Source organism: Gandjariella thermophila, assembly GCF_005405885.1.
In the GTDB taxonomy this organism is placed as follows: domain Bacteria; phylum Actinomycetota; class Actinomycetes; order Mycobacteriales; family Pseudonocardiaceae; genus Gandjariella; species Gandjariella thermophila.
The window spans coordinates 48,127-70,914 of the sequence record NZ_BJFL01000013.1 but is presented as its reverse complement, the minus strand read 5'-3'; the positions used below and the strand labels follow the sequence as shown (position 1 = coordinate 70,914).

Annotated in this window: 18 protein-coding genes; 13 read left to right on the top strand and 5 right to left on the bottom strand. The window is 72.3% G+C overall.

Translation table 11 applies throughout. The features are described 5' to 3' along the window. Nucleotides 1-55: 55 nt before the first annotated feature. The 4 genes from manA (at nt 56) to FFT21_RS14505 (ending at nt 4,293) form a co-directional block, all read left to right on the top strand. The gene (manA, locus tag FFT21_RS14520; RefSeq protein ID WP_137814387.1) at nt 56-1,288 is read left to right on the top strand and encodes a mannose-6-phosphate isomerase, class I; all 1,233 of its coding nucleotides are present in this window, start codon (nt 56-58) and stop codon (nt 1,286-1,288) included. Between the two features lie 58 nt (nt 1,289-1,346). Further along, nucleotides 1,347-2,282, top strand: a complete 936-nt coding sequence (locus FFT21_RS14515; RefSeq protein ID WP_137814386.1) for a cation diffusion facilitator family transporter — start codon at nt 1,347-1,349, stop codon at nt 2,280-2,282. 133 nt (nt 2,283-2,415) lie between these two features. Beyond that, a complete protein-coding gene (locus FFT21_RS14510; protein WP_137814385.1) occupies nt 2,416-3,957 on the top strand; it encodes an amino acid permease in 1,542 nt (513 codons plus the stop codon). A 57-nt stretch (nt 3,958-4,014) separates the two neighbouring features. Next, nucleotides 4,015-4,293, top strand: coding sequence for a hypothetical protein (locus FFT21_RS14505; RefSeq protein ID WP_137814384.1), 279 nt, complete (start codon nt 4,015-4,017; stop codon nt 4,291-4,293). A 509-nt stretch (nt 4,294-4,802) separates the two neighbouring features. Here the strand turns inward: FFT21_RS14505 and FFT21_RS14500 are convergent. After that, nucleotides 4,803-5,390, bottom strand: coding sequence for a hypothetical protein (locus FFT21_RS14500; RefSeq protein WP_225978414.1), 588 nt, complete (start codon nt 5,388-5,390; stop codon nt 4,803-4,805). An 83-nt stretch (nt 5,391-5,473) separates the two neighbouring features. Between FFT21_RS14500 and FFT21_RS14495 the strand changes: the two genes are divergently transcribed. Genes FFT21_RS14495 through FFT21_RS14485 form a run of 3 tightly spaced genes read left to right on the top strand, consistent with a single transcriptional unit; the run spans nt 5,474 to nt 7,863 of the window. After that, on the top strand, nt 5,474-6,310 hold the full coding sequence (locus tag FFT21_RS14495; RefSeq protein WP_225978413.1) for a helix-turn-helix domain-containing protein: 837 nt from the start codon (nt 5,474-5,476) through the stop codon (nt 6,308-6,310). A gap of 39 nt (nt 6,311-6,349) precedes the next feature. Beyond that, complete coding sequence (locus FFT21_RS14490) at nt 6,350-6,529, top strand: DUF397 domain-containing protein (RefSeq protein ID WP_137814383.1); 180 nt, start codon at nt 6,350-6,352, stop codon at nt 6,527-6,529. Further along, nucleotides 6,526-7,863, top strand: a complete 1,338-nt coding sequence (locus FFT21_RS14485) for a glutamate mutase L (RefSeq protein WP_137814382.1) — start codon at nt 6,526-6,528, stop codon at nt 7,861-7,863. The genes FFT21_RS14490 and FFT21_RS14485 overlap by 4 nt, the downstream gene beginning before the upstream one ends. A gap of 154 nt (nt 7,864-8,017) precedes the next feature. Here the strand turns inward: FFT21_RS14485 and FFT21_RS14475 are convergent, their stop codons facing one another. Next, nucleotides 8,018-10,429, bottom strand: a complete 2,412-nt coding sequence (locus FFT21_RS14475) for a hypothetical protein (RefSeq protein WP_192909542.1) — start codon at nt 10,427-10,429, stop codon at nt 8,018-8,020. 297 nt (nt 10,430-10,726) lie between these two features. Between FFT21_RS14475 and ahcY the strand changes: the two genes are divergently transcribed. Next, entirely contained in the window at nt 10,727-12,190 is a 1,464-nt protein-coding gene (gene ahcY / locus FFT21_RS14470; protein WP_137814381.1) for an adenosylhomocysteinase, read from the top strand. 165 nt (nt 12,191-12,355) lie between these two features. Here the strand turns inward: ahcY and FFT21_RS14465 are convergent, their stop codons facing one another. Continuing rightward, nucleotides 12,356-14,701 carry an ATP-binding protein gene (locus FFT21_RS14465; protein WP_137814380.1) on the bottom strand — a complete coding sequence of 782 codons (2,346 nt, stop codon included), beginning with the start codon at nt 14,699-14,701 and terminating at the stop codon, nt 12,356-12,358. Nucleotides 14,702-14,710: 9 nt separating this feature from the next. Continuing rightward, nucleotides 14,711-15,769, bottom strand: coding sequence for a hypothetical protein (locus tag FFT21_RS14460; RefSeq protein WP_225978412.1), 1,059 nt, complete (start codon nt 15,767-15,769; stop codon nt 14,711-14,713). A gap of 310 nt (nt 15,770-16,079) precedes the next feature. Between FFT21_RS14460 and FFT21_RS14455 the strand changes: the two genes are divergently transcribed. After that, nucleotides 16,080-16,745 (top strand): dTMP kinase, encoded by a 666-nt coding sequence (locus FFT21_RS14455; RefSeq protein WP_137814379.1) that lies wholly within the window; start codon nt 16,080-16,082, stop codon nt 16,743-16,745. An 84-nt stretch (nt 16,746-16,829) separates the two neighbouring features. Beyond that, nucleotides 16,830-17,624 (top strand): SAM-dependent methyltransferase, encoded by a 795-nt coding sequence (locus FFT21_RS14450; protein ID WP_137814378.1) that lies wholly within the window; start codon nt 16,830-16,832, stop codon nt 17,622-17,624. A 10-nt stretch (nt 17,625-17,634) separates the two neighbouring features. Here FFT21_RS14450 and FFT21_RS14445 read toward each other — a convergent pair whose 3' ends face one another. Then, nucleotides 17,635-18,123 carry a VOC family protein gene (locus FFT21_RS14445; protein WP_137814377.1) on the bottom strand — a complete coding sequence of 163 codons (489 nt, stop codon included), beginning with the start codon at nt 18,121-18,123 and terminating at the stop codon, nt 17,635-17,637. A gap of 250 nt (nt 18,124-18,373) precedes the next feature. Here FFT21_RS14445 and mtrA point away from each other — a divergent pair, with 250 nt between their 5' ends. From mtrA to FFT21_RS14430, 3 genes are all read left to right on the top strand, one after another. Further along, complete coding sequence (gene mtrA, locus FFT21_RS14440; RefSeq protein WP_137814446.1) at nt 18,374-19,051, top strand: MtrAB system response regulator MtrA; 678 nt, start codon at nt 18,374-18,376, stop codon at nt 19,049-19,051. Nucleotides 19,052-19,188: 137 nt separating this feature from the next. Beyond that, the gene (gene mtrB / locus FFT21_RS14435) at nt 19,189-21,018 is read left to right on the top strand and encodes an MtrAB system histidine kinase MtrB (RefSeq protein ID WP_137814376.1); all 1,830 of its coding nucleotides are present in this window, start codon (nt 19,189-19,191) and stop codon (nt 21,016-21,018) included. Continuing rightward, nucleotides 21,015-22,781: an LpqB family beta-propeller domain-containing protein gene (locus FFT21_RS14430; protein ID WP_225978411.1), complete on the top strand. Its 1,767-nt coding sequence runs from the start codon at nt 21,015-21,017 to the stop codon at nt 22,779-22,781. The genes mtrB and FFT21_RS14430 overlap by 4 nt, the downstream gene beginning before the upstream one ends. The last annotated feature ends 7 nt before the right edge of the window (nt 22,782-22,788 follow it).

Here is a 22,788-nt window from a genome sequence, read left to right as displayed (position 1 = left end):
GGAATTCCATCGGTGCCCGCTTCTCCTGCCGGGGCGACGAGGGAGTGAGTGGAGAGTGGAGTTGCTGCGCAACGCGGTGCGCCCGTACGCGTGGGGGTCGCGTACGGCGATCGCGGACCTGTTGGGCAAGCAGGTGCCCGCACCGCACCCGGAGGCCGAGCTGTGGCTGGGTGCCCACCCGGGCGACCCGTCCCGGCTGCTGCGGCCGGACGGCACCGAGGTGTCGCTGCTGGAGGTGGTCAGCGCCGACCCGATCGGCCAGCTCGGCCCCGAGTGCGCGCGCCGCTGGGACGGCCGGCTGCCGTTCCTGCTCAAGGTGCTCGCCGCGGATGAGCCGCTGAGCCTGCAGGCCCACCCGTCCGCGCGGCAGGCCGCCGAGGGCTTCGCCCGGGAGGAGGCCGCCGGTATTCCCCGGGACGCGGCCAACCGCAACTACCCGGACCCGACCGCCAAGCCGGAACTGGTCTGCGCGCTCACCGAGTTCGACGCGCTGGCCGGGTTCCGCGACCCGCACCGCACCGTGGACCTGCTCCGCTCGCTGGACGTGCCGGACCTGGCCGTCTACACCGAACTGCTGGCCGCCCAGCCGGACGCGGACGGGCTGCGCGCGCTGTTCACCACCTGGATCACGCTGCCCCAGCCGGCGCTGGACGGGCTGCTGCCGCAGGTGCTGGACGCCTGCGTGCTGCACGTCAAGGAGCACGGCGACTTCGACCTGGAGTGCCGCACCGTGCTGGAGCTGGGTGAGGCGTACCCCGGGGACGCCGGGGTGCTGGCCGCGCTGCTGCTCAACCGGATCGTGCTGCAACCCGGCGAGGCCACCTACATGCCGGCCGGCAACCTGCACGCCTACCTGCGCGGCACCTGCGTGGAGATCCTGGCCAACTCCGACAACATCCTGCGCTGCGGGCTCACCCCGAAGCACGTGGACGTGCCGGAACTGCTGCGGGTGCTGGACTTCGCATGCGGCGACATGCCGGTGCTCCGCGGCGAGCCGGTGGCCCCGCACCTGTACGTCTACCGAACCCCGGCGAGGGAGTTCGAGCTGTCCCGCATGGAATGGCCGGACGGGCACGGCGGCCGGCCGGTGCGGGCCGAGCACCGCGGCCCGCAGATCCTGCTGTGCACCGCCGGATCGGTGCGGCTGGCCAGCGAGGGCGGCCCGGAACTGTGCCTGCACCGGGGGCAGTCGGTGTGGCTGCCAGCCACCGACCCGGCGGTACTGGTCAGCCCGGCCGGCGGCGGCGCGGCCCAGGTGTTCCGGGCCACCGCCGGAACCGGGAGCTGATCGGCGCTCCGTTAGGGTGGCCCCGGCAATTCGGACATCCGGGTAAGGAGTTGGCGGCGTGTCGGCGGAAGGTGGCGCTCGGGCGATCATCGCGGCCCTGCTGGCGAACGCGGGGATCGCGGCGGCCAAGTTCGTCGGGTTCCTGGTCACTGGCGCGTCCTCGCTGCTGGCCGAGGCGGTGCACTCGCTGGCGGACACCGCGAACCAGGCGCTGCTGCTGCTCGGCCGGCGCACCTCGCGGCGCCGCGCCACCCCGGAGCACCCGTTCGGCTACGGCCGAGACAGGTACTTCTACTCGTTCGTGGTGGCCCTGCTGCTGTTCACTCTCGGTTCGGTGTTCGCGGTCTACGAGGGCATCGAGAAGATCACCCACCCGCACCCGCTCACCACGCCCGTTGTCGGGGTGGCCATCCTGCTGGTCGCGACCATCCTGGAAGGGTTCAGCTTCCGCACCGCGGTACGCGAGTCGGCGCCGCTGAAGGGCTCCGCGAGCTGGTTGCGGTTCCTCCGCCAGGCCAGGGCGCCCGAACTGCCGGTGGTGCTGCTGGAGGACACCGGCGCGCTGGTCGGCCTGCTGTTCGCGCTGCTCGGTGTGGTGCTCTCGCTGGTCACCGGCGACCCGCTGTGGGACGGCGTGGGCACCGTCGCGATCGGCGCCCTGCTCGGCGCGATCGCGCTGTTCCTGATCGTCGAGATGAAGAGCCTGCTGATCGGCGAGGGCGCCACCCCGGAGGAACTGCACACCATCGTCACCGCCCTGGAAGCCGGCAGGGTGGAGCGGGTGATCCACATCCGCACCCAGTACCTCGGGCCGGACGAGCTGCTGGTCGCCGCCAAGATCGCGCTGGTCAGCGAACTCCCGCTGGCCGAGGTCGCGCAGGCCATCGACGACGCGGAGCTGCGGGTGCGCGGCAAGGTGCCCGCGGCGCGGCTCATCTACCTGGAGCCCGACCTGGACCGCAGCACCGCCGAGCGGTCCGTCCCGGCCGACTGAAACGGGTGGTCCGTACCGCACAGGTGGTCGGCGAGGTGACACGAACGCGCGTACGGTGAGCCTTACCTGGCCGTTCGTGTGACCCGCGTCACGAACGGTGACGGCGGTGCTTGGGGGAATGGGGGAGGTTGCCGTGCTGGGGAACCGCCTGTGGCGCACCAAGTCCGTGGAACAGTCCATCGCCGACACCGACGCGCCGGCGACACGGCTCCGCAAGGACCTCACCGCGCTCGACCTGACCGTCTTCGGTGTCGCCGTGGTGGTCGGCGCCGGCATCTTCACGCTCGCCGCGAGCACCGCCGGTAACCTGGCCGGCCCGTCCGTCTCGCTGGCCTTCGTGCTGTCCGCGATCGCCTGCGGGCTGGCCGCGCTCTGCTACGCCGAGTTCGCCTCCACCGTCCCGGTCGCCGGCAGCGCGTACACGTTCTCCTACGCCACCTTCGGCGAGTTCATCGCCTGGGTCATCGGCTGGGACCTGGTGCTCGAGTTCGCCGTCGGCGCGGCCGTGGTGGGCAAGGGCTGGTCGTCCTACCTGCAGAACCTGCTCGGCCTCGGCGGGCCGGGCATGCGCACCACCGTCCACCTCGGCGCGGTGAGCCTCGACTGGGGCGCGGTGCTGCTGGTCGCGGTGCTGACCGGGCTGCTGGCCGCGGGCACCAAGCTGTCCTCCCGCGTCAGCCAGGTGATCACCGCGATCAAGATCCTGGTGATCCTGCTGGTCATCCTGCTCGGCCTGCGCTACGTCAGCGCGGCCAACTACCACCCGTACATCCCGCCCGCCGCGTCGGCCGGCAGCGGCGCCGGCAGCGGGCTGGAACAGTCCCTGTTCTCCCTCATCGTCGGCGGCGCGACCAGCACCTACGGCATCTTCGGCCTGCTCGCCGCGGCGTCCATCGTGTTCTTCGCCTTCATCGGCTTCGACGTGGTGGCCACCACCGCCGAGGAGACCCGCCGCCCGAAGCGGGACGTGCCGCGCGGCATCCTCGGCTCGCTGGCCATCGTCACGGTCCTCTACGTGGCCGTCGCCCTGGTGCTCACCGGCATGGTCCCGTACACCAACCTGAAGACCAAGCCGGACGGCACCAAGGCCACCCTGGCGACCGCGTTCGCCGACCACGGCGTCACCTGGGCCGCGGTGGTGGTCGCGATCGGCGCGCTGGCCGGCCTCACCACGGTGGTCCTGGTGCTGCTGCTCGGCCAGATCCGGGTGCTGTTCGCGATGTCCCGGGACGGCCTGCTGCCCCGCCCGCTCGCGATCACCGGCCACCGGGGCACCCCGGTGCGCGCCACCCTGCTGGTCGGCCTGCTGGTCGCCGTGGCGGCCGGATTCTTCCCGGCGGAGAAACTCGAGGAGATGGTCAACGTCGGCACGCTGTTCGCGTTCGTGCTGGTCTCCATCGGCGTGCTGATCCTCCGCCGCACCCGGCCCGACCTGCCGCGCGGGTTCCGCACCCCGCTCGTGCCGCTGGTGCCGATCCTGTCGGTGGCGTCCTGCCTGTGGCTGATGCTCAACCTCACCGCGCTGACCTGGGTGCGGTTCGCCGCCTGGATGGCCCTCGGCCTGGTCATCTACTTCCTGTACGGCGTCCGCCACTCCGTCCTCGGCCGCCGCCTCCGCGGCCTCCCCGCCGAACTCGGCGGACCCGCCCCCACCCAACGCGCCTTCCCGACCTGACCGCTCGGAGGGTTGGCCTGCTCGCCAAGCCGCCCGAATTCGGCGACACTGGAGGTCATGAGCGAGCATCCGGTGAGCGTGTCCGCGGACGGTTTCGAGTCGTGGAACGATGCTGTTCGCCGGGCCGAGCGCGGCGAGACTGTCGCCGTGATCGCGCACGGCGAGCACGTGGCCGACGTCGTGCCCTCGGGCGAACTCGCGCGCCTCCGCGAGACAATCGAGGTGTTGGCTGATCCGGAGGCCCGTCGTGCTCTGGAAGACACGGACGACGTCCTGGAGGGTACCGACGCTATTCGCGCCCTTCTCGCCGAGCGAGCCGAACGCGAGGGCCGGTGACGTCCCGACAACGCTTTACGGTCGCGATCAACGCGACCACGCGGCGAGCCTTAGCCGAACGCCTTCCCTTTGAGGTCGCCATGGCCGTGTACGAGTTTCTGGACGGCCCGTTGTCCGAGAACCCGCACCGCGTTGGAAAGGAACTCGAGGTGCCTTACGACGGTGTCTAGGCGGCTCGGGTGATGAGGGAGTGGCGTATCCTCTACACGATCGACGATGCCGCCCGCGACGATGAACTGGCGATTTCCTGACCTTCACCTATGCCGCGCGCCGGTCAGCCGCCACATAACTGAAGCGTGGCAGGATGTCTCGGAATGTGCCGTGGCCCTACCAGGATTCCTCGTTCCGCAGCGCTTCAAGGGCTTCGCTGAGTCGATCTTTTCCGTCGTTGGGCCGCATGACCGGGCGGTACCCGGGTCTGGTGGCCGGTTTCCTTTTCTTCGCAGTGGAAGCCACCGGTACGTGCGGCTTCGGATCGGTCGCAGCGGCGTGTGCCGTGTTGTTCTCGTTCACCGTATTCCGGATTCTCTCAGTTGGTCAATGCAGGATTTGTTGACAATTTCTCGCAGTTGTTCCTCCGAACGTCCCCAGTCGGCGTCCCACTCGTCGTCGAGGCACGACAACTGGCCGAGCGGGAGACTGACGATCCAGTCGGGGAAGTAGGGTTCCGCGATCTCGACAACCTTCTGGACCAACCATCGCTCGCTGGCCCGGCCGTTCACCTGAAGCTCGGCGATGGCCGTGAACGCGACCATCGCCGCGGCCCGTTCGGCCCGATGGTTGGCAGCGTCGATATCTGGCGCGGTGACGCCGCACTCGGCCAGTGGACCATCCAGCAAGTCGCGGACCTCTCGCGGGTCGTCACCGCGCAGACCGGCAAGTTCGGCGAGGGCTTCCCCGCCGTGTCCAGCCGCCAGCCAGTGCGCGGCCCAGAGCGGAACCCGCTCGGTGGCAAGCGTGTCCAGGACAAGCCACGCGGCTACCAGAGAGGGTGACGGTATCTCGACGTCGTCCTGCGGCGGCCAGTCACGCACCAGCGGCATCATGCCGGCGATAACCCTGTCCGGCCAGCCGGTTTCCTTGACCGAGGTAGTCACTCGTTCGGGTGAGCGCGGCGCAATTACGGACGCTGGGTTCCGCTCGCAGGCTATGTGTTGATCAATAGTCCGGGAGGTGGCCGGTGGCCGAGCCGTTCAGTCCGATCGTGCCAAGGCTGCGGCTGGCGCGTGAACTGAAGCGGCTGCGGGAGATCGCCCGGCTCAGCCTCGATCACGCGGCCAAGGAACTGGATGTCTCCACGGCGACCCTCAGCCGTATCGAGAACGGAAAGCAGGGCGTCAACGTCCACCTCGTGCGCAGCATGCTCGACCTCTACAACGGCAGCGACTGCTGGAACGAACTGCTGGACCTGGCCCGCCAGGCCCGCCGCAAGGGTTGGTGGCAGGAGTACGGAATCAGCGACTACGGCTACGTCGCCCTGGAAACGGATGCCGCGGTCGTGCGGGACTTCCAACTCACGCTCGTACCAGGGTTGCTCCAGACCAGCGCGTACGCGCGGGCGGTGTTCGAGGCGGAGGGTGATGTGCCAAGCCGTGACATCGGCCGACACGTCGATGTCCGCATGCTGCGCCAGGGTCGGCTCCATGCCGACGAGCCCCTTGTGCTCGAAGCGGTGGTACACGAGCACGCGCTGCGTTCCTTGGTCGGAGGCGCGGTAGCCATGCGTGAGCAGCTTCTGAACATCTCCGAGTTAGCCGCGCTCCCGAATGTGACGTTGCACGTTCTTCCTGCGGCTGCTGGCGCGCACGTCAGCATGCAGGGTGCGTTCACGGTGCTGAGCTTCCCACGCGACGTCTTGCCGGATCGGCTTTACATCGCGCACTCCACCGGCGCGTTGCACATCGAGAAGGTCGATCAGGTCCGCGCCGCTAGGCTGAAGTTCGACCGCCTACGGGGGTGCGCGCTCGATCCGGACGCATCGATCCGCTTTGTCCGTCAGGTGGCCGGGGAGCTGTAGCTGGCGACGAAGGGCGGTGCGGGATTGCCCAGTGTGCACATGTCCAACGCCCGGTGGCGGAAGAGCAGCCGCAGCGGTGGCGGCAACAACGACAACTGCGTCGAGGTGGCGGTGGCTGAGACGGTGGTCGCTGTTCGGGACTCGAAGAACGCGGCTGGTGCCGTGCTGACCTTCCCGCGGACTGCGTGGTCTGAGTTCGTCGCCGGTGTCCCTCGATGAGCGCGAAACCCGTGCTGTGCCTGGATGTCGGGTCGACGTGGACGAAGGGGGCGTTGGTCGGCGAGGCCGGGGAACTGCTCGGCACGGCGCAGCATCCGACGACGCCGCCAGAGGTGCGGGACGGGATCGCCGAGGTGGCCGCGCGGCTCGGGGCGTCAGACGCGGACGTGTTCGCGTGCTCGTCGGCCGGTGGTGGGCTGCGGCTGGCCGTGGTCGGGCAGGAGCGGCTGATCAGCGCCGAGGCCGGGTACCGGGTGGCACTGTCCGCCGGGGCGAAGGTGGTGCACGTCGCCGCCGGTGAGCTGGACGGGGCGGGGTTACGGGCGCTACGGGCCGCCCGGCCGGACCTGGTGCTGCTGGTCGGCGGCACCGACGGCGGGGACCGCCGCGTGCTGCTGCACAACGCGCACCGGCTGGCCACCAACCGACTGCGCACCCCGATCGTGCTGGCCGGCAACGCCGACGCCAGGGACGAGGCGCTGGCCATCCTGCGGGACACCGGCCGCACCGTGGCGGCCACCGACAACGTGCTCCCCGACGTGGGCGAACTCGCGCCAGGGCCGGCGCGAAAGGCGATCCGGGAGGCGTTCCTGCGGCACGTGATCGGCGGCAAGGGGCTGTCGCGCGGTCCGGCGTTCCGCCGCATGGTGCGCGCGGTGACCCCGGACGCGGTGCTGGCCGGGGTGTCCCGGCTGGCCGGTGTGCTCGCCGAGCGGGACGGCAGCGGCGGCGCGGTCCTCGTGGTCGATGTCGGCGGAGCCACCACGGACGTGTACTCGGCGGTGTCCACACCGGACGGAGGCGAGCGGGCCGTCGGGCTGCCGGCCGACCGGCGCACGGTCGAGGGGGACCTCGGCATGCGGTGGTCGGCGCCGACGGTGGTGGCCGAGGCGGCAGCGGAACGGCTGGTCGACGCCGGTCAGGCGGCGGAACTCGGGGAGGCGGCGGAGAGGCGAGCCACCGACGTCGGCTGGGTGCCGGACGACGCGCGGGAGAGAACCGTCGACCTGACGCTCGCCCGCCTGGCCGTGGTGCTCGCCGTCCGCCGGCATCTGCGGCTGGTCGACGGGCGGCTCGGGCCGCGCGGCGCCGGGCTGCTGGTCCTCTCCGGCGGTGTGTTCCGGCACGCCGACCGCGACGCCCTCGCCGGCCTGGAACACGACCTGCGCGCGGACCCGGTGCTCCGGCCGGTGCTGCGCGGCGCGGCGGTCACGGTGGACGCCGACTACGTGCTCGCGCCGGCCGGGTTGCTGGCGGGCGCCGGCCGGCAGGCCACCGCCGACGCCCTGCTCACCGGCCGTCTGGCGGCCGAATCGGCGGTCGCCAGCGGTTGACCGGCCAGGCCGCTACTCGTCCAGGCCCCGCGCCACGGCCGCGTCGACGTGCAGGCGCGTGGTGGGGAACACCGGGACCGGGCTGTCCTCGGGCCGGACGAGCCGATCGTCTTCACCGGTCCACTCCGCCAGGGCTGTCGAGCGAAAACGGCCGTCACGGCCCGTCCTGCGGTGCCAGCCCGCTCGGCTCCCGGCTGCCGTTGACGGCGGCGAGCAGATTGGGCGGCTCCTCGGCCGGCTCCTCGGTCACCGTGGGTTCGAGGCCTGCGGCCATGGCCACCGCGCGGTCCCATTCCGGGTCGGAGTAGTAGTCGGCGTGGCCGAGCACCCCGGCGCGCCAGCGGCGGCCCGGGAACGGGCCGCGCTGCGGGTCGGGCAGCCAGTGGTCACCGCCGAGCACCAGCACCCCGGTCGGCCCGCGGGTCGCGGCGGGCAGCGCGCCGTCCGTGCCGTCCGCGCGGAACCCGACGCCGAGCAGCATCCCGCCGTAGACCTGGCGACCCCAACTGGACACCGCGCCGCCAAGCGGGTCGGTGCCCCGGCACAGCGCCCGCCAGCGGCCGCCCAACTCGCCGAACAGCGCGGTCAGCGACGCGTGCGGCACCACGGCCGGGAACGCTCTCGGGTAGGCCCACTGCAGCTGCGACCCCGCTGTGACCAGGCCGACCCGCTCGTGGTCCGCGTCCGGCAGCGCGGCGAGCAGCCGGGACGCGGCCACCGCGACCAGCAGGCTGCCCTGGCTGTGCCCGGTGAGCACGACGCGGGTGTTCGGGTCTTTGAGGTGCTCCGCCGCCCGGGCGGCCACCTCGGGCACCGCCTTGAGTGCGTAGCAGGGCGGCACCACGGGATGCGCCTCCCTCGGCCAGAACGACGCCAGGTCGTACAGGATGCCGAGGCCGCGTGCCGCGCCCGGGCGCGCAGCGGCGAGATACACCAGCCGCAGCAGCCCGCCGACCAGCAGCCACAGCACCGCCACCCCGACCGTGGACAGCGGCTGCAGCCAGTCCGGCAGCGGCAGCAGGCCGAGGCGGACCAGGATGGCGAGCGCCGCGCCGGTGGCCAGTGCGCCGGCCACGGCGAGCAGCACGTGCTGCCCGTGGCCGCGTTCCAGGCTGGCCCGCGCCCAGGCCCGGGCCGCGCGCCGGGCATCCTCCGGCCGGCCCTCGTGCAGCAGCCCGACCTCGGGTGCGGTGTCCCGGCCCCGGCGCGCGGACAGCCAGCGCAGCATCGCGGCGACGCCGACCCCGGTGAGCGCGGCCGCCAGCCCGAGCACCGCGCCGGCGCCCCACAGCAGGGTGATCAGCCGGTAGCCCGCGGGCAGGTCCAGGCGGACGCTGTGGATGGCCTCGCGGACCGTGATCGCCAGGCCGGCGCCGAACCCGCCGCCGAGCAGCGCGCCGAGCACCAGCACCGGCGCGGCCATCCAGCCCCCGGCCCACGGGCGTAGCCGGCGCGGCAGCGCCGACCAGTGGCACCCGCGGCGGGCCAGCAGCGCGGCCGGCGCCAGCAGCACGGCGAATGCCACGCACACCACCACGAGCAGCCCGGCGATGGTCTCCACGGTGGCGTCCGGCCCGGCGAGCCGCTCCGGCAGCGGGGTGGCCAGTACTCCGGAGACGGCGAAGACGACCGCGCCCAGGCCGCCGAGCACCCGCCGGGGCACCGGGCCGAGCCGGGCATGCACCCAGCCGGGCGTGCGGCTCGGGGTGGCCGAGGTGGGGTCGTCCAGCAGCAGTACCCCCACCCCGCACACCGCGAGCAGCACCAGCGAGGCAAGCCAGGTCACCGTGGCCGTGTCCGAGCCGGTCGGCCGCAGCGGGCCGCCGAGCACCAGCAGCGCGGTCACCGCCAGGGCCGCGGTGAGGTGCAACGTGCGCAGCGCCGCGGTGTCCGGGTCGGCGTCCACCGTGGCCCCGGGCAGCTTCGGGTCGACGCCCTCGCGCGGCGCCGTCGTCGCGGTCGCGTCCTCGGACACCTTCCAGTTCACCGTGGACACCCGGTGCAGCACGTACGCGGCCAGTGCCACCGGGAGCAGGCCGGCCGCCGGGCGCACGCCGGGTAGCTCGCGCAGCCACTCTCCGACCGTGCCGGCCAGGCAGGATGAGCCGGGCGCGAGGCACTGGGCGGCCAGCAGGTCGAAGCTGACCACTGTCAACTGGGCGGTGAGCAGCATCGTCAGCAGTAACGCGGCCAGCCGCAGGAGCGCGCGCAGCAGGTAGCCGAGCACCCGGGCCGGGCGATCGCCCTCGGGCACCGGCGGCAGCATCCAGTGCGCGACGTTGGCCAGCGCGAACGGGAACAGCAGCGCCCAGGTCGACTTGGCCAGCCCGCCGGAGGTCATCGCGCCCCAGTGGTAGCCCTCCACGGTGCGGGTGACCGGCTGCACCGCGGCGTGCAGCACCGGCCCGGGCGCCGGTCTGCGCAGCCGGTCCGCCGGGCGCACGATCCGGCCCACCCCGTCGCCGGCCACGTCCACCGCGGCCACCGCGTCGACCAGGTCCTCGGGCGCGGTCCCGTGCACGCCATGCACCCTCAGCTCGACCACCCGCGTGTCGGGCCCCGGCATCAGCACGGCTCCTCCCTTCGCGACTTCGCGCGCCGCCGCGATCGTGTCGGCAGGGCGCCTCTGGCCACCCCGATCGCGGGCCCGGCGGCCCGGCGCGCGCGGGTCGCCCCACGTGCCGCGACTCACGTCGGCCAGGTAACCTCTGCGGCTCCGCGAACCGTCAGGCTCGCGATCATTCTTCGAGATGACGCGGCGCGCCGCTGCGGAACGGCGCGATTTCCGTCGATCGGACGGGAGCCGCAGGTGGTGGGCGGTAGGGTCGAGGCGCGAAAACCGGATCCAGGGAGGGGCGCGCCCATGACCGCAGAACGGCTGCAGACCCGCAACGGCGTCGACTTCGCCGTTGCCGATCTCGCGCAGGCCGAGTTCGGCCGCAAGGAGATCCGGCTGGCCGAGCACGAGATGCCGGGGTTGATGGCGCTGCGCCGGGAGTACGCCGAGGTCTACCCCCTGCGGGGCGCCCGGATCTCCGGATCGCTGCACATGACGGTGCAGACCGCCGTGCTGATCGAGACGCTGGTCGCGCTGGGTGCCGAGGTGCGGTGGGCGTCCTGCAACATCTTCTCCACCCAGGACCACGCCGCGGCCGCCGTGGTGGTCGGCCCGCACGGCAGCCCCGAGGAGCCGAAGGGCGTGCCGGTGTTCGCCTGGAAGGGTGAGTCGCTGACCGAGTACTGGTGGTGCACCGAACGCGCGCTGACCTGGCCGGACGGCGCCGGCCCGAACATGATCCTGGACGACGGCGGGGACGCGACGCTGCTGGTGCACAAGGGCACCCAGTACGAGAAGGCCGGCGTGGTGCCCTCACCCGAGGAGGACGACCCGGAGGAGTGGAAGGTCATCCTGGAGCTGCTGCGGGCGTCCCTCGCGGCCGACCCGGGCAAGTGGACCAAGATCGGCGAGGGCATCCGGGGCGTCACCGAGGAGACCACCACCGGCGTGCTGCGGCTGTACCAGCTCGCCGCCGCGGGTGAGCTGCTGTTCCCGGCGATCAACGTCAACGACTCGGTCACCAAGTCGAAGTTCGACAACCGCTACGGCATCCGGCACTCACTGATCGACGGCATCAACCGGGGCACCGACGTGCTCATCGGCGGCAAGGTGGCGGTGGTCTGCGGCTACGGCGACGTGGGCAAGGGCGCCGCCGAGTCGCTACGCGGCCAGGGCGCCCGGGTGATCGTCACCGAGATCGACCCGATCTGCGCGCTGCAGGCCATGATGGACGGCTACCAGGTGGCCAAGTTGGAGAGCGTGCTCGACACCGCCGACATCGTGATCACCACGACCGGTAACAAGGACGTGGTCACGGTCGACCACATGGCCCGGATGAAGCACCAGGCGATCCTGGGCAACATCGGTCACTTCGACAATGAGCTGGACATGGCCGGCCTGGCCCGCTACCCCGGGATTCACCGGATCAACATCAAGCCGCAGGTGGACGAGTGGGTGTTCCCGGACGGGCACTCGATCATCGTGCTGTCCGAGGGGCGGCTGCTGAACCTGGGCAACGCCACCGGTCACCCGTCGTTCGTGATGTCGAACTCGTTCTCCAACCAGGTCATCGCGCAGGTCGAGCTGTTCACCAAGTACCAGGGGTACGACCGCGAGGTGTACCGGCTGCCCAAGATCCTCGACGAGAAGGTGGCCAGGATCCACGTCGAGGCGCTCGGCGGTGAGATCACCAAGCTCACCAAGGACCAGGCCGAGTACATCGGCGTGGACCCGGAGGGCCCGTTCAAGTCGGAGCACTACCGGTACTGACAGCCTCCTCCGACGGGACTGACCGGCGGTGACGAGCTGGGAACGCGCCGGGACAGGCTCTGACGGCCTGTTCCGGAAGTGGACTCACCTGCGAGCCCCGGCGACGCGATCGCGGCGCGCGTTCAGGAGCAGGCACTGAGTCGCCCCGCCGAGACCGCGGGCCGGTTACGTCGTGCCGGGTGGCCGCCCCTTCTGGGCGGCCACCCACGACGCGATCTGGGCGCGGGAGGTGAAGCCGAGCTTGGTCAGGATGTGCTCGACGTGCGTGTCCGCGGTGCGCGGCGAGATCACCAGCCGCTCGGCGATGTCCCTGTTGGTCATGCCCTCGGCGACCAGTTCGGCGATCTCCCCCTCGCGCCGCGTCAGCGGTGCCTTCCTCGGGCTCGGCGGTGGCGCGGCGGCTTCGACCGGGCGTCGCCCCAGCGCGAGGTTCACGGCCGCGTCGGTGGGCAGTTGCCTGCCGTGCTGGAACGCCGCGTCGAACGCGGCGTCGCCGAGCGCCTTGCGGGCACGGTCCCACTGCCGGCGGTGCTGGGTCTCGAAGCCCATGTAGTTCTCCGGCGAGGCTCCGACCGCGTCCCACAGGGTGCTGGCGGCGCCGAACAGCTCGGCTGCCCGGGTGTGCTGGTCACGACGCTCGGCGATCCACGCCAGGGTGTCGAGGGCGAAGGCCATGGCGAGCTTCATGCCGAGCCGTTGGTGCAGCTCGAGTGCCTCGCGGGCGGCGGAGTCGGCGTCGTCCAGCGAGCCGTAGGGCACTTCGATCTGGGTCACCTCCCACAGCGCCCACGACCGCCAGCCCACCTCGCCGAGCGCCGTCGCCTTCCCGATGCACTCGTGCAGCAGGGCCAGCCCCTTCTCGGGATCTCCGTGCAGGCCCACGGTCGCGCCGAGCAGCATCAGGCTGATCAGTTCCCCGCGCATGTCCCGGGCCGCCCGGAACGCCGCGAGCGCCTCCCCGAACAGCGTGACCGCCGTGTCCCGGTCGCCGCTGAAGAGGGCACCGAGAGCCGTTGCCTGGATCAGGTAGGCGCGCTCGGCCTCGACCCCGAGCGCGCCGTTGAGCATCACGGCATCGGCGAGCAGCCGTCGTGCCGCGGGGATGTCGCCCTGGAGCGTCGCGTACCAGGCGTTCATCCGCAGCCCGGCCACCCGTTCCGGGGTGGGCTCGGTCGCCACCCGCAGGGTCCGGTCCAGCCAGTGCCGCAGCTCGGTGTAGAGGCCGCGCACCGCCCAGTAGTCGTCGAGCCGCGCGGCAAGGCGCAACCCGGCGACCGCCTCACCGGGCTCCTGGGCGCAGAACTCCAGCGCCACCCGCAGGTTGGGGTGTTCCCGCTGCAACCGGCGAACCCAGTCGACCTGGTGCGGACCGATCCACTCGGCCTCGAACCGCGCGGCGAGCCGCCCGTACCAGTCGCGGTGGCGGCGCCGGACGGCGGTGAGTTCGCCGGCCTCGGCGAGCATGTCCTCGCCGTACTCCCGGATCGTCTCGAGCATCCGGTACCGCACGGTGGCGCCGTGCTCCTCGCGCATCAGGATCGACTTGTCCAACAGGGAATCCACGGTGCTGTACACGTCCGCGGGGTCCAGGCCGCCGCCGGCCACGTATTCGGCGGCGGCCAGGTCGAAGCTGCCGGAGAACACCGCCGCGCGCGCCCAAACGTGCCGTTCCCGCTCGGAGCACAGCTCGTAGCTCCAGTCGATGAGCGCCCGTAGCGTGCGCTGCCGGGTGGGCGCGCCGCGCGCGCCGCCGGAGAGCAGCCGGAAGCGCTCGCGGAGCCGCTCGACGATCTGGTCCAGGGACAGTGCCCGCAGGCGGGCCGCGGCCAACTCGATGGCCAGCGGCATCCCGTCCAGGTCGTGGCACAGCCGGGCGACGGCCCGGTAGTTCTGTTCGGTCACGCTGAAGTGCGGCCACACCGCGGCGGCACGTTCGGCGAACAGCAGCACCGAGTCGTACTGCATGACCGCGTCCGGCGACCGGACGTGGTCCGGATCGGGAACCTGGAGCGGCGCGACCGCGAACGTGCTCTCCCCGACCAGGCCGAGCGACTGGCGGCTGGTGGCCATGACCGTCAGCCCGGGGCAGTTGCGGATGAGCCGGTCCACGAACGCCGCCACCTCGTCGACCAGGTGCTCGCAGTTGTCCAGCAGGAGCAGCGTCGGGCTGTCGGCGACGTGGTCGATGACCGTGTCGATCGGGGACCGCTTGGTGTGGTCGTACAGGCCCAGGGTCTCCGCGACGGTGGTGCCCAGCAGGCTGGGGTCGCGAAGCTCGCCGAGCTCGACGAACCACACGTTGTTCCGGAACGCCCGCCCCGTGTCGCCGGCCGTGCGCACGGCCAGCCGGGTCTTGCCCACCCCGCCGGGACCGGTGATGGTGACCACGCGGTAGTTGGACAGCAGCCGCCTGATCTGGCCGATCTCACGTCGGCGGCCGAAGAAGCTCGTCGTGTCGAACGGCAGGTTGCCGACCCGACGTGGGGTACCGGTGCGGAGGGCCGCCGTCATGGCGCCAGGCTAGCCGGATTGCCCGCTGACATGCGCAGCCGCGCTGTGTTCCCGGGACCAGGTGATGTCGATGCCGGCCAGGCCGGGGCCGACATCGGGGAAGTACGCGCTGACCACCCCGCCGAGCCCGCACACCAGGTCGTCGGCGCTCGCCGGCTCCGTGCCGTCCGCGGCGCGGAACCGGCGGACGCAGCGGGCCGGCGGCATCTCCGGCCGGAACGACATCTGCACCAGGTAGCTGGCGCACGAGCCGCGGAACATCCGGTACTGCCCGGGGGTGGGCCCGCCGGTGCCGTCCCGGACGGTGAAGCAGAACACGTGCGTCTCGCCCTCCGCGAGCCGCCGGTCGAACAGCAGCTCGGCGACCAGGCCGGGGACCGCGGCGGCGCGCCGGAGCCAGCCGGGCCGGCACCCCTCCGCCGCCACCGCCTCGATGTCCTCGCCCGCCGGTACCTCGTCGGCGTGGTGCACGACGAGGTACCGGTCCGGGCCGTCGACCAGCGCGCGCACCACCATCCGGGTGGTCACCGCCAGCCGCTGGCGGTTCGCCCCGACCAGCACGGTGTCGTGCACCGCGAGCACCTCAAGCTCGGCGTTGCATCGCTTGGCGTCCGGCAGGCTGTCGAACTCAGCGAGCAACGCGACCGTCCGCGCCCAGGCGTCGGCCGGGTCGGCCGGCGTGGCGGGCAGCAGCGGTGCGGGCCCGGCCGGGCGGCCGGCTAGCCGCGCCAGGGTGACCAGTGACTCGCGCGGCAGCCGCAGCACCGACTCCAGGGCTCGGATGGCGCCGACGGCCTTGGGCAGCTCCGGATGCCGGGTGCCGCGCTGCCAGTAGCTCAGCGTGGACTGGCCGACGTGCGCGCCCAGCTCGTCCAGCCGGGCCCGCAGCCGGGCCAGCGGCAGCCCCCGGTGTGCGATGGCCGCCCGCAGGGCGCGGTGGAACGGTCCCTCCCGCAGCGCCTCGTCCAGCTCGGCGGGCAGGTCCCGGCCGTCTCCCCCGATCGGGTCCTCGCCGGCCGCCTGCGTCAGTACCGCGGGCCGTTCCGCCCGAACGGGGTCACCGGTCACCTGGCACCCTTCTGAGCCCTTGACATCCCCGACGCTCACCGTGGTCGTTCCGATCGATCCGAAGCTACGTGACGGTAGTCACTCCAAGTGTTCACTGGAAGTGTGTATAGGCCCGGACTCGTAACGCTGCGCGTCCCGGAACCCGATACAGATTGTCCGTTCCGCCGGTTCCTTCACGTCACGGTGTCACCCATATGGGTGCACGGTTGTGCGGCGAGTGGCCGTCGCCTATTTCGGGGGCTGATGAGTCTCGGAAAACCCGACGAGTGACGGTATTCCCCGCGCCGCTGCGGTCCGTAGGGTTCTGCTCGTGGGACGGCTGGTGGTTATCGAGGGCCTCGACGGGGCGGGCAAGCGCACGCTCGGTGATGGCCTGACCCGCGCGCTGGAGCACCGCGGCGCGACGGTCACCCGCCTCGCCTTCCCCCGGTACGGCGAGAATGTGCACGCCGACCTGGTGCGGGACGCCTTGCATGGTCAGCTTGGCGATCTCGCGCACTCGGTGCACGGCATGGCCGTGCTGTTCGCGCTCGACCGCAGGGACGCGGCACAGCGGATCCGGTCCGACCTGGTCAGGCACGACGTCGTGCTGGTCGACCGGTACGTGGCGTCCAACGCCGCCTACGGGGCGGCACGGCTGCACCAGGGCGCGCGCGGCGAGTTCGTCTCCTGGCTCACCGAGCTGGAGGTCGAGCGGTTCGGCCTGCCGGTGCCGGATCTCCAGCTGCTGCTGCGTGTGCCGCCCGAACTGGCCGCGGCGCGCGCCGAGCACCGCGAGCGCACCGAGTCGGACCGGCAGCGAGACACCTTCGAGGTCGACGGCGGGCTACAGCGCCGCTGCGCCTTGGTCTACGAGGAGCTGGCCGCCACCGGATGGCTGGCTCCCTGGATCGTCGTGGATGGGGCCATCACCGCGGACGTCGGCGCGCTGGCGGGCACGGTGCTCGCCGGCCACGCGCCCGCCGCGCACGAGTAAGCCGGGGTTTCTGACGTGAGTCTTCCGAGCAGTGTCGGTGAATGGGTAAGACAGCAGGCGCCCGCCGGCGTGAGCCTGACGGCCATGCTGATCGCGCGGGCGCGGGCGGAGGAGAGCGACCGTGAGGACGCCCTGTTCCGTGACCCCCTGGCCGGGGGATTCCTGGACGCGGCCGGCCTGCCGGACGGCCTGGACCGGGTGAACGACTTCGGTGGTCCCAACTTCGTGCTGCGCACCCGCTACTTCGACGACCAGCTGCTGGACGCCGCCGAGGCCGGCTGCCGGCAGGTGGTGCTGCTCGCGGCCGGGCTGGACACCAGGGCGTTCCGGCTGCCCTGGCCGGACGGCACCCGGCTGTTCGAGCTGGACCTGCCCGAGCTGCTGAGCTTCAAGGAGCGGGTGATCGCCGAGAGCGAGGCGGCGCCGGCCTGCGAGCGTGCCGTGGTCCGCGCCGACCTGCGCGACGACTGGTCGGTCCCGCTGCTCGACGCCGGTTTCCAGCCGAACGAGCCGACCGCATGGCTGGCCGAGGGGCTGCTGATGTTCCTGCGGCCCGAGGACAACGACCGGCTGCTGGCCCGGATCGGTTCACTCTCCCCGCCGGGCAGCCGGCTCGCCCTGGAACACGTCAACCGGGCGTTCCACCAGTCGCCGGACATGCGCGCCGTACACCGGCGGTTCGCCCTGATCCAGGCGTCCTGGTATGCCACGGTGGAGGACCCGAGGGCCTGGCTGGCCGGGCACGGCTGGCGGGCCCGCGTGCAGCCGGGCGAGGACCTCGCCCGGCGGCTGGGCAGACCGGTGCCCCGCGTCTACGACCCGGAACACCTCGGCTCGGGCCGGATCTGGCTGGTCAGCGCGCAGCGCGCGACGGACTGAGCCACCCGGGTCAGTCCGCGCCGACCAGGTCCGCGCCCCACCGGCGGATCTCCGCCTCCAGGTCCAGCGGCAGGGTGGCCACCCGGGCGCGCATCTCCTCGGTGATTCGATCGTGCGGCACCAGCCAGGACACCTCGAACTCGAGGCCGTCCGGGTCCTTGGCGTACAGCGCCTTGGTGGTCACATGGTCGGATGCGCCCACCAACGCGCCCGCCTCGGTCAGCCGCTTGGCGTAGTCGGCCAGGTCGGCGAGCGTCGGCACCGACCACGCCAGGTGGTACAGCCCAACCGCGCCCCGGCCTGCCGGGGACTCCAGCGCGTCCCGGCCGACCTGGAAAAGGCCCAGGTCGTGGTCGTTGTCCGAGTCCGGCGCGAGCAGGAAGGCCGCGCCGGGCATCTGGTACTTGACCCGGAACCCGAGCACGTCCTGGTAGAAGGCGACGCTGCGCGCCACGTCCCGGACGTACACCACGGCGTGGTTGAGCCGGCGAATCCCCATCGCGTCCTCCCGGGCTGCTGCGTCGCTTGCCGCGACCCCACCTGAGCAAGAACTTCAAATTTCAACTATACATCGGTAACGAAACGCGCCGAACCCGCGCTTTAGAGCCAGAGGCAAGGGGGATGGACGGGATGGGGAGGGCCTGATGGCCGCACCGGAGGAGCCGTACGGGCAGGACAGAACCGGGCAGGGCCGCCGTGACCGCCGGGTACTGCGCGACCGCCAGCCGAGCAGTGCGAACATGTGGGGCATGAAGGCGCGCGTGCTGGTGGTTGACGACGATCCCGCGCTGGCGGAGATGTTGACAATCGTGCTGCGGGGTGAGGGGTTCGACACCGCGGTGGTCTCCGACGGTGCCCGCGCACTGCCGGCACTGCGTGAGATGAAACCGGACCTGGTCCTGCTCGATCTGATGCTGCCGGGCATGAACGGCATCGACGTGTGCAAGGCCATCCGGGCCGAGTCCGGTGTCCCGATCGTGATGCTCACCGCCAAGAGCGACACCGTGGACATCGTGCTGGGCCTGGAGTCCGGGGCCGACGACTACGTGGTCAAGCCGTTCAAGCCGAAGGAGTTGGTGGCCCGCATCCGGGCGCGACTGCGGCGCACCGAGTCGGAGCCGGCGGAGATCCTCAACATCGGCGACCTGACCATCGACGTGCCCGGGCACGAGGTGACCAGGGAGGGCAAGCCGATCCAGCTCACCCCGCTGGAGTTCGACCTGCTCGTCGCGCTGGCCCGCAAGCCCCGCCAGGTGTTCACCCGCGAGGTGCTGCTCGAGCAGGTGTGGGGGTACCGGCACGCCGCCGACACCCGGCTGGTCAACGTCCACGTGCAGCGGCTGCGGTCCAAGGTGGAGAAGGACCCGGAGCACCCCGAGGTGGTGCTCACCGTGCGAGGCGTCGGCTACAAGGCCGGTCCCCCGTGACCGCGAACCTCCGGATGCGCACCGGCGTTGCCCGGGACCGGCCCCGCGACCAGTGACGGAGCAGGCACACTGGTTACCGTTCGCCGGGGGCGAGGTAGCCTGCCGCCTCCGGTAACTGTTCGCGTGGAGAATCCGGCATGAGCTACGACGCGTGGCTGGCTCGGCCCGCGGTGCGTTATGCCCGCCGCGGGCTGGCCGAGGCGCGTCGGCAGTGGGTCGCCTTCGGCGAGCGCTGGCGGCGGTCGCTGCAACTCCGCGTGGTGATCAGCACGCTGGCGCTGTCCCTGGCCGTGGTGTTCGTGCTGGGCATGGTGCTGGAAACGGAGATCACCGAGCGGCTGCTGGCCACCAAGACCCAGGCGGCCATCGCGCAGGCGGAGTCCAGCGCGCTGGTGGTGGAGCGCGAGCTGACCGGCGTGAACCCGGGGGCGGACGCGCTGGAGGGCCGGTTCCGCAGCGCGCTGAACAAGCTGACCAGCCCGGGCAGCGACCAGCAGGACGCGGCCAGCTCCGCGGCCGGGGCGTTCCAGCCGGTGCTCGCCGACGGTACCGGCAGGGACTCCACCGGCAACGCACCGTCCGCCGGCCCGTACAACGACGTGCCGGAGGCGCTGCGCCGGTACCCGGAGAACGGCACCATCGGCACCATGATCAACACGGTGGATCGGGACGGTACCCGGACCACCATGCTGATCGTGGGCGTGCCGGTGAGCAGTTCGTCCCACCCGCTGCAGCTCTACTTGCTCTTCCCGCTCACCGCCGAGCAGCGCACCACCAGTGTGGTGCAGAGCACCCTGCTGGTCGGCGGAGTGGTGCTGCTGGTGCTGCTGGCCGGCATCGCCAACCTGGTCACCCGCCAGGTGGTGCTGCCGGTGCGGCAGGCCGCCGAGGTGGCCGGCCGGTTCGCTGACGGCAAGCTGGATGAGCGGGTGCCGGTGGTCGGCGAGGACGAGGTGGCCCGGCTCGCCGAGTCGTTCAACGAGATGGCCGCGAGCATCCAGGACCAGATCCACCAGCTCGAGGAGTTCGGCCAGCTCCAGCGGCGGTTCACCTCCGACGTGTCGCACGAGCTGCGCACCCCGCTGACCACCGTGCGGATGGCCGCCGACGTGCTGCACGCCTCCCGCGAGCAGTTTCCCGGCGGCCTGGCCCGCTCCACCGAGTTGCTGGTCGACGAGCTGGACCGGTTCGAGGCGCTGCTCGGCGACCTGCTGGAGATCAGCCGCCTGGACGCGGGAGTGGAGGAGCTCACCGAGGAGGAGGCGGACCTGCGGGTGCTGGTGCACCACGCGGTCAACGCGGTGCGGGCCATCGCGGACACCGCGGGCACCGCCATCGAGCTGCGCCTGCCCGATCACGCGGTCACCGCGGAGCTGGACGCCCGGCGGATCGAGCGCATCCTGCGCAACCTGCTGGCCAACGCGATCGACCACGGCGAGGGCCTGCCGATCGAGGTGCGGGTGGCCTCCGACGACCACGCGGTCGCGGTGACCGTTCGGGACCACGGCGTCGGGCTGCGGCCCGGCGAGGCCGAGCTGGTATTCACCCGATTCTGGCGAGCCGACCCGTCCCGCAACCGGCGCACCGGCGGCACCGGCCTCGGCCTGTCCATCAGCCTGGAGGACGCCCGCCTGCACGGCGGCTGGCTGGAGGCGTGGGGTGAACCCGACCAGGGCGCCTGCTTCCGGCTCACCCTGCCGCGCCGCCAGGGCTGGGAGCTGACCGGCAGCCCCCTGGAACTGCCCCCGGCCGACTTCACCCCCGTCGAGGCCGCGCGGCCGGACCGGGCGGGCGCGGCCCCGGTGGGCGCGGCCCCGGCGGAAGCGGAAGCGCGGCCGGCTGCGGAGGCGTTCCCGGGGGAACCGGGCCGCGGCACCCCTCCGGTGGGCGGCAACGGGCAGCCGCCGGCGGCGGCCGAGCGGGGCGCGGCACCGGCCGACGAGCCGACCAGGGAGGAGGTCGGGTGAGGCGATCGCCCCGGGCTGTGCGGATACTTCGGGCCGCGCTGGCCGTGCTGTGCGCGGCCCTGCCGGCGATCGGCTGCGCGGCCATCCCCGAGTACTCGCCGCCGCAGGCGGTGAAGGGCGCGGACGAGAGTCGGCGTGCGTCCCCGGTGGCCGAGCCGGAGCGGGACGCCGACCCGCTCACCCTGGTCCGCAACTTCATCCTGGCCAGCTCGAGCCCGGACGGCGACCACGCGGCCGCCCGGCTCTACCTCACCAAGCAGGCCCAGGACCAGTGGAACACCAAGGCCAGCCCCTCGGTGATCGCGGACAGCTTCGACACCCTCTACAGCCCCAGCGTGACGCCGTCTGGCAGCGCCAGCCGCACCACCGTGGTGCTGCGGGCCACCAAGGTCGGCCGCCTCGGCCCGGACAGCGCGTTCACCCCGGAGGTGGGCACCGAGGAGGTGCCCATGCAGGTGGAGCGGCAGCCGGACGGCCAGTGGCGGATCTCCGAGCCACCGGACGGGGTGCGGGTCACGCTGAGTGGCTTCACCGAGAACTACCACCAGGCGCGGTTGTACTTCTTCGACCCGGACCGCCAGGTGCTCGTGCCGGACCCGCGCTACGTGGTGGCCCAGCCGCCCAGCGGCATGCCGGCCCGGGTGATGGACCTGCTGCTCGCCGGCCCCTCCCAGGCGCTGGGCGGCGCGGTGCGCAGCGCCATCCCGCCGACCGTGAGCACCCGAACCAACCCGGTGGAGACCCCGGACGGTGCGCTGGAGGTCAACCTCGACCAACTCGGCGACCAGACCGTGCAGAACAAGCGGCTGATCGTGGCGCAGATCGTGCGGTCCCTGCAGGGCGTGACGAACAGCCGGGTGCGGATCGAGTCCGGCGGCATGCCGCTGTTCCCGGACCATCCCGACTGGCTGCCCGGTGACATCCCGTCCTACGACGCCCAGACCATGCCCGGCGCCGACCTGCAGGGACTGGTGGTCGCGGGCGGCAGGGTGCGCTCGCTCAAGGACGGCAGCCCGGTGCCGGGGCCGGCCGGCTCCGGCGAGTATCAGGTGGTCAGCGGCGCGCAGTCGGCGGACGGCTCGGAGCTGGCCGTGGTGGTGCGCCGGCCGGCCGGCGGGATGGCGTTGCGGGTCGGCCGGTACGGCGAGACGCCGCGCGAGGTCGACCTGCCTGCCAGCCAGCTGACCCGGCCGACCTGGGCGCCCGGCGGCTCCACCACGGACGCCAGCAACGAGCTGTGGACGGTGGCCGACGGCAACGTGGTCCGGGTGGTCAAGACCGCGGAGGGGGTCTGGGTGCCGCAGGCGGTCAACGCGGCGGAGCTGACCCAACTCGGACCGATCACCGACCTTCGGCTGTCCCGGGACGGGGTGCGGGTCGCCGCGGTCGCCGGTGGCCGGCTGGTGGTCTCCTCGGTGGTCCGCAACCAGGACTCCTCGGTGACCCTGCAGGCACCCAGGGCGTTGCAGTGGGGCAGCCTCGCTGGCGTGGTCGACGTCGACTGGCAGTCGCAGGACAGCCTGGTGGTGGCCACGTCCAGCCCGACCACCCCGGTGGCGCGGCTGCCGGTGGACGGGCTGCAGGTCGACCGGTACAGCAGCGCCAACCTCACCGCCCCGGTCACCGCGGTGGCCGCGGCCCCGGGCCGGCCGGTGATGGTGGTCGACGCCAGCGGCGCGTGGACCGCCAACGACATCGGCGAGGTGTGGCGGTCCATGCCGATCAACTTCGGCGCCGGCTCGCTGCCGTTCTATCCCGGCTGACCCACCC

Bases quoted from the DNA above. Each gene is read 5' to 3' on its own strand.
- FFT21_RS14505 (WP_137814384.1), top strand. From the start codon at position 4,015: ATGAGCGAGCATCCGGTGAGCGTGTCCGCGGACGGTTTCGAGTCGTGG.
- FFT21_RS14490 (WP_137814383.1), top strand. From the start codon at position 6,350: ATGTCCAACGCCCGGTGGCGGAAGAGCAGCCGCAGCGGTGGCGGCAAC.
- FFT21_RS14485 (WP_137814382.1), top strand. From the start codon at position 6,526: ATGAGCGCGAAACCCGTGCTGTGCCTGGATGTCGGGTCGACGTGGACG.
- FFT21_RS14475 (WP_192909542.1), bottom strand. From the start codon at position 10,429: ATGCCGGGGCCCGACACGCGGGTGGTCGAGCTGAGGGTGCATGGCGTG.
- ahcY (WP_137814381.1), top strand. From the start codon at position 10,727: ATGACCGCAGAACGGCTGCAGACCCGCAACGGCGTCGACTTCGCCGTT.
- FFT21_RS14465 (WP_137814380.1), bottom strand. From the start codon at position 14,701: ATGACGGCGGCCCTCCGCACCGGTACCCCACGTCGGGTCGGCAACCTG.
- FFT21_RS14450 (WP_137814378.1), top strand. From the start codon at position 16,830: ATGCTGATCGCGCGGGCGCGGGCGGAGGAGAGCGACCGTGAGGACGCC.
- FFT21_RS14445 (WP_137814377.1), bottom strand. From the start codon at position 18,123: ATGGGGATTCGCCGGCTCAACCACGCCGTGGTGTACGTCCGGGACGTG.
- mtrA (WP_137814446.1), top strand. From the start codon at position 18,374: ATGAAGGCGCGCGTGCTGGTGGTTGACGACGATCCCGCGCTGGCGGAG.
- mtrB (WP_137814376.1), top strand. From the start codon at position 19,189: ATGAGCTACGACGCGTGGCTGGCTCGGCCCGCGGTGCGTTATGCCCGC.